This window comes from Kitasatospora sp. NPDC094015, from assembly GCF_040304075.1.
Classification (GTDB): Bacteria; Actinomycetota; Actinomycetes; order Streptomycetales; family Streptomycetaceae; genus Kitasatospora.
Genome location: NZ_JBEOUL010000029.1, coordinates 1 through 12,363, shown reverse-complemented (window position 1 = coordinate 12,363; position 12,363 = coordinate 1). Strand labels below are relative to the sequence as shown.

10 protein-coding genes are annotated in these 12,363 nt (G+C 73.2%); 5 read left to right on the top strand and 5 right to left on the bottom strand.

Annotation, left to right across the window (positions count from 1 at the left end):
• Positions 1 to 8: 8 nt before the first annotated feature.
• Positions 9 to 332: a nuclear transport factor 2 family protein gene (locus tag ABT014_RS27350; protein WP_350641866.1), complete on the bottom strand. Its 324-nt coding sequence runs from the start codon at positions 330 to 332 to the stop codon at positions 9 to 11.
• Between the two features lie 365 nt (positions 333 to 697).
• Here ABT014_RS27350 and ABT014_RS27345 point away from each other — a divergent pair, with 365 nt between their 5' ends.
• On the top strand, positions 698 to 1,126 hold the full coding sequence (locus tag ABT014_RS27345) for a DUF6325 family protein (RefSeq protein ID WP_350641865.1): 429 nt from the start codon (positions 698 to 700) through the stop codon (positions 1,124 to 1,126).
• A gap of 101 nt (positions 1,127 to 1,227) precedes the next feature.
• Here the strand turns inward: ABT014_RS27345 and ABT014_RS27340 are convergent, their stop codons facing one another.
• From ABT014_RS27340 to ABT014_RS27330, 3 genes are all read right to left on the bottom strand, one after another.
• Entirely contained in the window at positions 1,228 to 1,611 is a 384-nt protein-coding gene (locus ABT014_RS27340; protein WP_350641864.1) for a DUF779 domain-containing protein, read from the bottom strand.
• Between the two features lies 1 nt (position 1,612).
• Complete coding sequence (gene exaC / locus ABT014_RS27335) at positions 1,613 to 3,136, bottom strand: acetaldehyde dehydrogenase ExaC (protein ID WP_350641863.1); 1,524 nt, start codon at positions 3,134 to 3,136, stop codon at positions 1,613 to 1,615.
• A gap of 188 nt (positions 3,137 to 3,324) precedes the next feature.
• Positions 3,325 to 4,275 carry a terpene synthase family protein gene (locus ABT014_RS27330; protein WP_350641862.1) on the bottom strand — a complete coding sequence of 317 codons (951 nt, stop codon included), beginning with the start codon at positions 4,273 to 4,275 and terminating at the stop codon, positions 3,325 to 3,327.
• A 263-nt stretch (positions 4,276 to 4,538) separates the two neighbouring features.
• Between ABT014_RS27330 and ABT014_RS27325 the strand changes: the two genes are divergently transcribed.
• From ABT014_RS27325 to ABT014_RS27315, 3 genes are all read left to right on the top strand, one after another.
• Positions 4,539 to 7,490 (top strand): ATP-binding protein, encoded by a 2,952-nt coding sequence (locus ABT014_RS27325; protein WP_350641861.1) that lies wholly within the window; start codon positions 4,539 to 4,541, stop codon positions 7,488 to 7,490.
• A 110-nt stretch (positions 7,491 to 7,600) separates the two neighbouring features.
• A complete protein-coding gene (locus ABT014_RS27320) occupies positions 7,601 to 8,665 on the top strand; it encodes an aldose epimerase family protein (protein WP_350641860.1) in 1,065 nt (354 codons plus the stop codon).
• A 52-nt stretch (positions 8,666 to 8,717) separates the two neighbouring features.
• On the top strand, positions 8,718 to 9,383 hold the full coding sequence (locus ABT014_RS27315; RefSeq protein WP_350641859.1) for a helix-turn-helix domain-containing protein: 666 nt from the start codon (positions 8,718 to 8,720) through the stop codon (positions 9,381 to 9,383).
• Between the two features lie 17 nt (positions 9,384 to 9,400).
• Here the strand turns inward: ABT014_RS27315 and ABT014_RS27310 are convergent, their stop codons facing one another.
• Positions 9,401 to 10,600, bottom strand: coding sequence for a globin domain-containing protein (locus tag ABT014_RS27310; protein ID WP_350641858.1), 1,200 nt, complete (start codon positions 10,598 to 10,600; stop codon positions 9,401 to 9,403).
• 365 nt (positions 10,601 to 10,965) lie between these two features.
• Here ABT014_RS27310 and ABT014_RS27305 point away from each other — a divergent pair, with 365 nt between their 5' ends.
• The gene (locus ABT014_RS27305; protein ID WP_350641857.1) at positions 10,966 to 12,246 is read left to right on the top strand and encodes an extracellular solute-binding protein; all 1,281 of its coding nucleotides are present in this window, start codon (positions 10,966 to 10,968) and stop codon (positions 12,244 to 12,246) included.
• Positions 12,247 to 12,363 lie beyond the last annotated feature (117 nt).

Below are 12,363 nucleotides of genomic sequence, written 5' to 3'. Positions count from 1 at the left end.
GGCCGGGTTCAGGCCTGGCCGGTGTCGAACCGGCTGACCTTGCCGCCCTCGACGGTGAACCGCCAGGCGGTGCGCATCTCGCCCCAGGTGTCGTTGCGGAAGGTGGCGACCAGCGCGAGGCCGCCGTCCTTCTCGGTCTGCACGTCCATGCGGCCGCGGGAGGAGAAGATCTCCCGGTCGACCCACTCGGCGAGGTTCCGGTCCGACCCGTCGTCGGACATGGTGGCGCCCGGGGTGAGCGCGGCGTCGAACGCCTCCCGGTCGCCGGCGTTGATCGCGGCCACCAGGGTGCGGACGGCGGGTTGGGACAGCTTGTCGACGGGGATGGTCATGGCTCTGCGGCTCCTGTTCCGCGGCCCGGACGGCCGCTGCCTCCCAGAGATCACGGCCGGGCCGCCGGCGCGCGCCGCTTGGGCCGTTCGCAGTCGCCCCGGTGCCTGCCTGACGGGGTGTCGGCCGGCGGGTTCGACCGGCCGGTGTGCTTGGATCCGGAGAGGCCCTCTCCTTCGGGTCTTGTCGGATCAGCGCGCGGCGGTGGGCGCCCGGCTGGGCGTGCCGGCGGAACGTCCTCGTGCTGGGTGCACTTGGGCGTTTCGCCGGTGCGTCCAGGCGGGATGCCCGGCGTCGCGCGCCCGGCAAGATCCGAAAGAGAGGGCCTGGGGGCCTGGGGGGACCAGTCGGAGGAAGGGAGACCGGGATGGGGCCGGCCGAACTGCTCGTCCTGACGTTCCCGCAGGCGACCATCACCCGGGAGACCGCGGTGGCGCTCAAGGCGCTGCGCACCGCCGGGGACATTCGGGTGATCGACTCGCTGGTGGTCACCCGGCACGCCGACGGCGCGGCCACCTACGGCGAGCTCGCCGACTTCGAGCACCTGCGCGGCGTGGTCGCGGACGGCGGCCAGGACCTGCCGCTGATCGGCCCGGAGGACGCCCAGGAGGCGGCCGAGCTGCTCGTGCCGGGGTCGGTGGCGCTGCTGGTGCTGATCGAGCACGTCTGGGCCGAGGCCGCCGCCGCGGCGCTGCGGGCGGTCGGCGGACGGATCGCCTCGGGGGTGCGGATCCCGCCGGAGACCATCGAGGAGGCCGTCCGGGCCGCCGAGGCGCGACTGTCGGCGGGGGGCTGAGCGCCGGCCGGCCGGTGCGGGCCCGGCTCGCGGCGGCGGCGGCGTGCCGGAGCGGGGCACCCCGGCGCGTGCGGGGTGCCCCGATCGGGTGGCGGGTGCGGTCAGCGGCCGAGTTCCGCCGCCTCCTCGTCGGTGAGCAGCCGGGAGCGGAGCAGGAACCGCCGGCCGGTGGGCGCCTCCAGCGAGAAGCCGCTGCCCCGGCCCGGTACCACGTCGATGGTCAGGTGGGTGTGCGACCAGTAGGCGTACTGGTCGCGGGCCATCCAGACCGGGACCGGTGCCAGGCCCTCGACCTCCAGCGAGCCCACCAGGTGGTCGGCCGCGGAGGTGAGGAACTCGCCGGCCGGGTAGCACATCGGCGCCGAGCCGTCGCAGCAGCCGCCGGACTGGTGGAACATCAACGGCCCGTGCTCGCTTGCCAGTTCGCGCAGCAGCTCGGCGGCGGCCGGGGTGACGGCCACCTGCGAGCGGGTGGTGGGCGGCATCCTAGAACAGGCCCAGTGCCTGCGGGGAGTAGCTGACCAGCAGGTTCTTGGTCTGCTGGTAGTGCTCCAGCATCATCTTGTGGGTCTCCCGGCCGATGCCGGAGTTCTTGTACCCGCCGAACGCGGCGTGCGCGGGGTAGAGGTGGTAGCTGTTGGTCCACACCCGGCCCGCCTGGATCGCCCGGCCGGCCCGGTAGGCGGTGGAGCCGTCCCGCGACCAGACGCCGGCGCCGAGCCCGTAGAGGGTGTCGTTGGCCATCTCGACGCCGTCCTCGAAGCCGTCGAAGCGGGCCACCGCGACCACCGGGCCGAAGATCTCCTCCTGGAAGATCCGCATCCGGTTGTGGCCCTCGAAGACGGTCGGCGCCATGTAGTAGCCGCCCGCCAACTCGCCCTCCAGCTCGACCCGTTCGCCGCCGATCAGGACCTTGGCGCCCTCCGCCTGGCCGATCTCGACGTACGAGAGGATCTTCTCCAGCTGGTCGTTGCTGGCCTGCGCGCCGACCATGGTGGCGAGGTCCAGCGGGTTGCCCTGGCGGATCGCCCGGACCCGCTCCAGGCCGTCGCCGAGGAAGGAGTCGTAGATCGAGCCGTCGATCAGCGCCCGGCTCGGACAGGTGCAGACCTCGCCCTGGTTGAGGGCGAACATCGCGAAGCCCTCCAGCGCCTTGTCGTAGAAGGCGTCCCGCTCGGCCGCCACGTCGGCGAAGAACAGGTTGGGGCTCTTGCCGCCCAGCTCCAGCGAGACCGGGATCAGGTTGGCGCTGGCGTACTGCATGATCAGGCGGCCGGTGGTGGTCTCGCCGGTGAAGGCGATCTTGCGGATCCGCGGGCTGGAGGCCAGCGGCTTGCCCGCCTCCACGCCGAAGCCGTTGACCACGTTGACCACGCCCGGCGGCAGCAGGTCGGCGACCAGCTCCATCAGCACCATGATCGAGGCCGGGGTCTGCTCCGCCGGCTTGAGCACCACCGCGTTGCCGGCGGCCAGCGCCGGGGCGAGCTTCCAGACCGCCATCAGGATCGGGAAGTTCCACGGGATGATCTGGCCGACCACGCCCAGCGGCTCGTGGAAGTGGTAGGCGACGGTGTCCTCGTCCAGCTGCGACAGCGAGCCCTCCTGGGCGCGCAGCGCGCCCGCGAAGTACCGCAGGTGGTCGACGGCCAGCGGGATGTCGGCGGCCAGCGCCTCGCGGACCGGCTTGCCGTTGTCCCAGCTCTCGGCGACCGCGAGGGCCTCCAGGTTCTGCTCCATCCGGTCGGCGATCCGCAGCAGCACCTGGGCCCGCTGGGCGGGCGAGGTGCGGCCCCAGCCGGGGGCGGCGGCGTGTGCCGCGTCCAGCGCCGCCTCGACGTCCTCGGCGGTGCCGCGGGCCACCTCGCAGAAGGTCTGCCCGGTGACGGGGGTGGGGTTCTCGAAGTACTGGCCGCGCACCGGGCGCCGCCACTCGCCGCCGATCCAGTGCTCGTACCGGGGGCGGAACTCGACCACGGAATCGGGCTGTCCGGGGGGCTGGTAGACCGTCAACGCTTTCTCCTCGCAACGACAGGCGCTGCCGGCCGGGCCCGCCCCGGGGCAGCGCGTCGGGCAGCCTAGGCGGCCCGGGCGGAAGGGTGCTGGAAGCTGACTGGAGGGGACGGCACGCGCTCGTCGACCCCTCAGCCCGGCACCCTAACTGCCCGGCCACGGCGCCGCCACGGTGCGTGCGGGAGCGGTTACGAGATCCGGTAGCGGCCGGTGCGGCCCTCCCAGCGCAGGTAGCCGGCGAGCCAGGCGGCCAGCCCGTCGGCGTACCGCTGGGCGGCGCCGCGCTGCTCGTGGTCCAGCTCCAACTGGTGGTAGGCAGTCGGTAGTTGCAGGCGCAGCATGGCGAACCGGTCGACCATCAGCTGGGCCTCGCCGAGCACCACCGCGCCGGCCTCCTCGGCCGAGCAGCTGCGCTCCTGCTGCACGATCATGACCAGGTTGTAGACGTCACCGCGGGGCGCCTCCAGCGGGTAGGACCGGACGTCGTTGCTGAACGACGGTATGTCGGCCGCCAGTTGGCGCAGCTGGCGCAGCACGGGGTGGTGGAACACGGACTGCGGCACCTCGAACCGGCCGAGCCGCTCGATCATGTCGAACAGGGTCTCCATCGCCGCGGTGCCGCGCCGCAGCACCATGTAGCCCTCCCGGTCCGGGAGTTCGGCGAAGCTGCGACCGGCCGCCTCGGCCGGGTGGCTGGCGAGATACCACTCCCAGTTGTACGCCGCGCGGGCCCGCCAGCGGGCCGGCATGCCCGCCGCGCTGCGCCGCCAGAGGTCGGAGAAGGCCTGCTCCACGGTGGAGCCGCCGGAGGCCGGAGCGCCGTGCACGATCGCGGTCAGCCGGTCGCAGATCCTGGCCACCTCGGCCGGATGTTGGCCGAGTTCGGTGTCGAACTGGTCGTCGAACAGGAAATAGAATCCCAACAGGTCCGTGGCGAGGCCGAGTTCGTCCGGTCCGGCCTCGGGGTAGCAGATCGCGGCGAGGTCGGCGACCTCCCAGTGCTCGTACGCCGACTCGGTGGTGCGGGCCGCGAGACGGCCGTACCGGTCGAGCCAGAGCCGGTGGTGGGCCGCGGCCCCGGCCTGGTGGGGGCTTCTTCTGTGGGGGAAGGGAAGCTCAAGCGAGGTGCAGTCGGACATCGTTCTCCCGGCGCTGCTGAGGGTCTGTGCTGTGCGTACTGCTCGGCCTCGGGGTGGCCCGCATCCGTAAGATCATCTCCAGCTGTGCGGGCCGAAGATTATCTGATCACATCATCAGACGTCAGAGGTACCAGGGCATTTGCCCTGGGCGGTCGCTCTCAACCCTGTCCGTGGCCTCCGGCCTGCGCGAATGCCGCCCATGGGGGCGCGCGCGGCGCTAATGTCGAGACGGAACCACGGATCTGTGAGGCGGAGGGCGTGCGGTGGCCGGAGATCAGCAAGGGGATCGGGAGCACGGTGCCGGGGCGGTCGACGAGCCACTCCACGAGCGCGAGTCGGAGCTGGAGACCGCCGAGCAGGCGGTGAAGCGGCTCTGCCGGGCCTTCGCCGCCGGCGGTACCGAGATCGGCGAGCTGCTGCTCTACTCCGGCCCGGCCGGCATGGGCAAGACCACCGTGCTGCACCAGGTCCGCCGACTGGCCGGGGTGGAGCGCGGCTGTACCGTGCTCTTCGCCCGGGGCGGCGAGCGCCAGCGCAACGAACCCTTCCGCGTGCTGCGTCAGTTGCTGCTCCCGGTGCTCGGTGCGCTGAACGAGGCCGAGAGCCGCGAGGTGTTCGGCAACTGGTACGGCATCGTCGGCCCCGCCATCGGCCTCTTCCCGCCCTCCGGCGAGCTGGAGCCGCTCGACCCGCAGGGCGTCCGGGACGGCCTGGACTTCGTGCTCACCCAGCTCGCCCCCCGCAAGGCGCCGCTGGTCATGGTCATCGACGACCTGCACTGGGCCGACCTCGAATCGCTCACCTGGCTCGCCTCGTTCGCCGTCCGCTCCCGCGAACTCCCCGTCCTGCTGGTGCTCGGCTACCGCGACGAGTTCGAGGAGGAGGCCCGGGGGCTGAGCCAGCAGATCGAGGGCATCGCGGCCCGCCGTCACCAGCTCAACCCGCTCAACCCCGGATCGGTCACGCACCTCGTGCGGGGAGTCTTCGGCGACCGCGCCGACGACGCCTTCTGCCGCCAGGTCTGGGCGATCACCGCCGGCACGCCGTACGACATCATGATCCTGCTCCGCGAGGTGCGCGAGCAGGGCCTCGACCCGATCGAGGAGAACGCGCCCAGGCTGCGCGACCTCGCCGCCGCGGCCCGCGGCCAGACCCTGCAGTACTGGCTGGAGAAGCTCGGCCCGGTCACCCTGCGGTTCGCCTGGGCCGCGGCCCTGCTCGGCACCGACATCAAGCAGCCGCTGGCCGCCACCATCTCCGCCCAGGGCCCGGACCAGTCCGACGAGTCGGTCCGCCGGCTGCGCAAGCACCGCGTGCTCACCAGCAGCCCCAACGGGCGGCTCGAGTTCGTCCACCCGCTGATCGGCACGGCGATCTACCTGACCATGCCGCCCGGCACCAAGACCGCCATGCACGGCATCGCCGCAGCCGCCATCGAGAACTCCGGCGGCTCGCTGATCGCCTCCTCCCGGCACCTGCTGGAGACCCACCCCGAGGGTGACTACACCATCGTCCGCAAGCTGCGGAAGGCCGCCGCCGAGCACCTGGCGATCGGCGCCCCCGAGGCCGCCCAGCGTTGCCTGGCGCGGGCCCTCAACGAGCCGCCGGACGAGGCCGACCGGGCCGAGGTGATCTACGAACTCGGCTGCTCCGCCCTGCTCACCGACCGGGTCTCCACCGTCAACCAGCTGGAGCTCGCGCTGGAGATGGAGGGCGGCCTGCGCGACGACCTGCGGGTGGACGCCACCTTCCGGCTCTCCGAGGTGCTGGCGCACGCCGGCGAGCTGGTCCGGGCCGCCGAGATCTGCCAGGAGGAGGCGCTGCGCACCCCGCCCGGGCCCGGACGGCTCCGGCTGGAGGCCTCGCACTTCATGTGGGCCGCCTTCCAGCGCGACGAGGCGGACGGCCCGGACCGCTCCCGCCGGCTCAAGGCCCTCTACTCCAGCCTCGGCGAGCGGGACACCGCCGCCGAGCGCGCGGTGCTCGCCATGCGCGCCTGGGACCTCACCCTGCGCGGCGCGCCCTCCGCCGAGGCGGTCAACCTCGCCGACGAGGCCCTGGTGGACGGCCGGCTGCCGGCCGAGTTCGGCTGGACCAACACCACCTGGGGCTTCGAACTCCCCGCCCTGATCGGCCTCACCCTCACCTACACCGACGAACTCGCCCGCGCCGAGCGGCTGTTCTCCGAAGCCATCCTGGAGTTCGAGGTGGCCGGCTGGAGCGGCGCGCACCGCGGCTTCGCGTACTTCCTGATGGGCCTGGTGCGGTTCCGCCGCGGCTTCCTCCCGGAGGCCGAGGACTTCCTGCGCCGGGGCCTGAAGATCTCCGAGCGGATCGCCCCCGGCATCCCGCTGCAGTGGGACATCGTCGGCGTGCTCGCCGACACCCTGCTCGCCCGCGGCCGCACCGAGGAGGCCTGGGAGCTCGCCGAGCGCTACGGCTTCGCCCCGCCCTACCACCCGACCGCCATGGTGCTGCCCGACGCCCCGACCCTGTACGGCAAGCTGCTGCTGGCCAAGGGCGACCGGGTCGGTGCGGTCGCCGCCTTCACCGAGGTCGGCGCCCAGCTCGACGCGCGCGGCTGGCACAACACGGTCTGGGCCCCGTGGGCCGGCCACCTCGCGGTGGCACTCGCCCCGGACGACCCGGACGCGGCCCGCAAGTACGCCGAATCGGCCGTCGCCCGCGCCCGGGACTTCGGCTCCCCGTCCGCGGTCGGCACCGCCCTGCGGCTGCAGGCCGCCATCACCGAGGGCCCGCGCGCCGTCGAACTGCTCCTGGAGGCCGTCGGCCACCTCGGCCTCTCCCCGGCCGGGTACGAGCACGCGCACGCCCTGGTCGACCTCGGCGCCGCGCTGCGCCGGGTCGGCCGCCTCACCGCCTCCGGCGAGTACCTCTACCAGGGCTTGGAGCTGGCCCAGCACTGCGGCGCCGACGGCCTGGTCGCCAAGGTCCGCCAGGAGCTGGCGGTCTCCGGGCTGCGCCCCAACCGGCTGCGCACCCTCAGCAAGGACGCGCTCAGCCAGCCCGAGTGGGACGTCGCCCAGCTCGCCGTCCAGGGCATCCCGCCGCAGCGGATCGCCGAGCAGCTGAACATCCAGCTCAGCCTGGTGCACCGCCGGCTGGCCGCCGTCCACCGCAAGGCCGGCGCCGGCCCCGAGGGCCTGGCCGCCGCCCTGGGCCTGCCCGAGCGCGCCCCGGACGAGGACGACTGAGCCGCCCCGCGCGCTGATCCGGCCGCCGGACCCGCCGAGGTCATAGGCTGCTGACCAGGGACCGGGCATGGCCGCCGTGGCTCAGCCAGACGGCCGGTGAGGAGCAGGTGATGACGTCGGCGCAGGCCACCGAGGTACGGCGGGAGCCCTTCGAACCCAGCGGGGCGGGCTCCGCCATCGAACGCTGGACGCTGCGCTGCGGGCCGCTGGAGGCGAGCGTGCTCAACCTCGGCGCGACCCTGCACACCCTCACCGCGCCGGACCGCGCCGGCACCCCGGCCCAACTCCTGCTCAGCACCGAGGAACTGGGCACCCTGCTCGGTCCGGCCCGGCACTTCGGCGCCACCGTGGGCCGGTACGCCAACCGGATCGCCGGCAGCCGGATCACCCTGGACGGCGTGGACCACCCGCTGCTGCCCACCGGCCACGGCGTCACCCTGCACGGCGGCCCGGACGGATTCGCCAACCGGATGTGGGAGTCCGAGCAGGTGCCCGGCGGCGTCCGGCTGCGGCTGCACAGCCCCGACGGCGACCAGGGCTTCCCCGGCGGCCTGGACGTCACGGTGACCTACACCCTCGACGCCGGGGCCCTGACCATCGCGTACCACGCGGTGACCAGCCACCCCACCGTCGTCAACCTCACCAACCACGCCTACTTCAACCTGGCCGGCGAGGGCAGCGGCGACGTCCTCGGCCACCTGCTCACCCTGGACGCCGACGCCTACACACCGGTCGACGACCGGCAGATCCCGTTCGGCCCGTTCGAGCCGGTGGCCGGCACACCGTTCGACTTCACCACCGCCCGGCCGGTCGGCAAGGGCATCCACGAGGACCACCCGCAGCTGCGCGGGCCGCGCGGCTACGACCACAACTGGGTGCTGCGCGAGCGCCCGGCCGACGGCACCCCCGGCCGGGCCGCGCTGCTGGAGGACCCGGTCAGCGGCCGCACCCTGGAGGTCCTCACCACCGAGCCCGGGGTCCAGGTCTACACCGCCAACCACCTGGCGGGCACCGTCACCGGCCTCGCCGGGGTGCCGTACGCCCAGTACGCCGGGATCGCCCTGGAGACCCAGCACCACCCGGACTCCCCGCACCAGCCGTCCTACCCGAGCACCGAGCTGCGCCCGGGGCAGGAGTTCCGCTCCACGACCGTGCTGCGCCTGGGCACCGTCTGACCGGGCGGTCGGGGGGCCGGGCCGCTCCGCCGTCCGCCGTATATTGGGCAGCGTGGAGAGATCGGACCCCGGCGTGCACCGCGCGCTCGCGGCTCCCGCGCGGCGGGCGCTGCTGGCGGCGCTGACCGAGGCGGCCGAGCCGCTGGACAGCCGGCGGCTCGCCGAGCTGACCGGCCAGCACGTCACCACCGTCCGCCACCACCTCACCGAGCTGGTCCGGGCCGGGCTGGTGGAGGCCCGCCGGGACGAGTCGGTGGCCGGCCGCGGCCGGCCCCGGCTGCTGTACGGCGCGGCGCCGGCCCGCGCGCAGCTCGCGGCCTACCAGGACCTGGTCGAGGTGCTGGCGCTCGGCTACGGCGCGGACCCGGCGGCGCGCTCGGCACGGGCCGAGCAGGCCGGCCGCAGCTGGGCCGGCGACCGCCCCCCGACCGGGACGGAGGCCGAGGCCCGGACGCCAGTACCGCTGGCGGAGCAGGTGGTGGCGGAGGCCGAGCGCTGGGGTTTCGAACCCGAGCTGCGCGCGGGCGGCACCGAAGTCGCGCTGCACGGCTGTCCGTTCCTGCGCAACGCCGAGCGCCACCCCGAGGTGGTGTGCGCCGTCCACCAGGGCCTGCTGGACGCGCTGGCGGAGCGGGCCGGGGCCCCCGGCACGGTCCGCCTGCGGCCGTTCGCCGAACCGGGGGTCTGCCTCGTCGCGCTGGCGCTGCCGAACGCCTGACGCTCCGTCATGCCACGTCAGGCGGAGGCGGAGGCCAGCCAGAGGTCCGGCCCGAACACCTCGTAGCGGATCGCGGCGGCCGGCACCCCGCGGCGCAGCAGCTCGGTGCGGGCGGCGCGCATGAACGGCAGCGGGCCGCACAGGTAGGCGGTGACGCCCGGCGGCAGCTCGACCAGGGCGAGGTCGGCCAGGCCGGGCCGGGCCCCGGTCCCCTCGCCGTCCTGCTCGTACCAGCGGTGCAGCTCGGCCCCGGGCAGCGCCGCGGCGAGCTCGGCGAGCTGCTCGGCGTGCGCGTGGTCGGCGGGGGAGCGGTCGGCGTGCACGGCGACCACCCGGCGGGTGGAGCCGGTGCGCACCAGGTGGTCCAGCATCCCGGTGATCGGCGTGCAGCCGATGCCTGCGGAGGCGAGCAGCACCGGGCCGGCGCCGTCCTCCAGGACGAGGTCGCCGAACGGGAGCGAGACGGTGAGCCGGTCGCCGGCCCGCAGCCGGGCGTGCAGGTGGCCGGAGACCTCACCGGCCGGTCCGTCCTGCCCGTGCACCCGCTTCACGGTGATCCGCCAGGTCTCGCCGGGGGCGGCGGACAGGCTGTACTGGCGCAGTTGCCGGGCGCCGTCCGGCAGTTCGACGGCGACGCTGACGTACTGGCCGGGCCGGAAGGCGGGGGCCGGGCCGCCGTCGGCGGGGCGCAGGGTGAAGGAGACCGCGTCCCGGGACTCCTGCTGCCGGGCGAGCACCGTCATCTGCTGCCAGACCTGCCCGGGCTCGACGCCGGCCGCCCGGTAGAGGCCGGCCTCCAGGGCGATCAGTTCGCCGGCCATCAGCCAGTAGACCTCGTCCCAGGCGGCGGCGACCTCGGGGGTGACCGCCGCGCCGAGCACCTCGGCGATGGCCGCGAACAGGTAGGTGTGGACCACCTGGTACTGCTCGCGGGTGATGCCCAGAGAGGCGTGCTTGTGGGCGATCCGGGCCAGCAGCGGGCCCGCGGCGGTGCGCTCGGACTGGTCGACCAGCAGGGTGGCGTACCCGGCGACGGCCCCGGCGAGCGCCTGCTGCTGGGCGCCGGCGGCCTGGTTGCCGCGGTTGAAGAGGTCGCGCTCCAGCTCGGGGTGGTCGGCGAACATCTTGGCGTAGAAGAGCGTGGTGATCTCCGAGATCGCGGCTCCGACGGCGGGCAGGGTGGCGCGGACGGTCGCGGTCGACTCGGGCGAGAGCACGGGTGCCTCCAGGGCGGGACGGGCGGTTCGGTGCTGCGGCGAGAGCCGCCCGCTCAATATAAATGATGCCCATCCTCTTAAATGCGGGAGGGCGTGCTTTCGGCGCCTTGCGGCAAGCCGTGCAAGGGGGTGGCGCAAACTGGATGAATCGGCCGGAAGACGGCTACCTTGCGGCAACGCCGAGGACACGCGGGCGTAACGATCGCCAGATCTTGCAGAAACTTGCTGCAAGGACTTTCCGATGCGATTGCATCGCTGTTACGTTCCTGCCCAAGCCCGACGGCCGCAACGGCGCAGTCGGCTGGGACAGCCATTATGCGCGGTCCTCCTCCCTCTCGGGCACCCCCACCTCCTTAGGAGTTCTCATGCGGCGTGGCATCGCGGCCTCCGCTCTCGTTGCGGCCCTTGCGGTAACGCTTGCAGCCTGTGGCAGCAGCGGCACCAGCGCGGACGGCAAGTCCTCCGGGCCGGTCACCATCACCTACTGGGACACCTCCAACGCCACCAACGAGGCTCCGAACTACCAGGAACTGGTCAAGAAGTTCGAGGCCGCCAACCCGAACATCAAGGTCAACTTCGAGAACGTCCCGTTCGACCAGGCGCAGAACAAGCTGCAGACCGCGATGGGCGCCAAGGGCGCGCCGGACGTCTTCCGCTCCGAGGTCGGCTGGACCTCCGCGTTCGCCAAGGCCGGCTTCCTGGAGCCGCTGGACGGCACCCCCGCGCTGGCCGACGCCGCCGCCTTCCAGCCCAGCCTGATCCAGCAGGCCAAGTTCGACGGCAAGACCTACGGCGCCCCGCTGGTCACCGACACCCTCGGCCTGCTCTACAACAAGGCGCTGTTCGAGAAGGCCGGCATCACCAAGGCCCCCGCCAGCTGGGACGAGCTGAAGGCCGACGCCGCCCAGCTCAAGGACAAGGCCGGCGTGGACGGCTTCTTCATGCGCGCCGGTGACGGCTACTACGCGATGCCGCTGCTGTTCGGCGAGGGCACCGACATGGTGGACGCCAAGAACAAGAAGATCACCATCTCCTCGCCGGAGGCCGCCAAGGCCGTCGAGACCTACAAGTCGCTGTTCACCGCGCCCGGCACCGTCAAGGCCGATGTGACCACCGACTCGTACGCGCACATGATGGACGCCTTCAACACCGGCAAGGTCGCGATGATCATCCAGGGTCCCTGGGAGGTCACCAACATCTTCAAGGGCTCCGCCTTCACCGACCAGAAGAACCTCGGCATCGCCCCCGTCCCGGCCGGCTCCACCGGCAAGTCGGGCGCCCCGACCGGCGGCCACAACGTCTCGGTCTACGCCGGCTCGGACGACGCCCACAAGGCCGCCGCCGAGAAGCTGGCCGGGTTCCTCACCTCCGCCGAGAGCCAGACCTTCCTCGCGCTGAAGAACTCCACCCTGCCGACCCGCGCCGACGCGTACACCGCCGAGGTCAAGGCCAACCCGGGCATCGCCGGCTTCCAGGCGGTCCTCCCCACCGCCCAGCCGCGCCCCGAACTGCCCGAGTACGCCTCGCTGTTCGCCTCCATCGGCACCAACCTCGGCAAGATCGTCCAGGACCAGTCGGCCACCCAGGCCGGCCTGGACGCCACCGCCGTCGACTACGCCAAGCTGCTCCCCGGCTTCAGCAAGTAATGCCACCGGCCGCCCGGCCCGCCTAGGGCTTGTCTGACAATTCCCGCCGGGCGCGCGACGCCGGGCATCCCGCCTGGACGCACCGGCGAAACGTCCAAGTACGTCCAGTACGAGGAC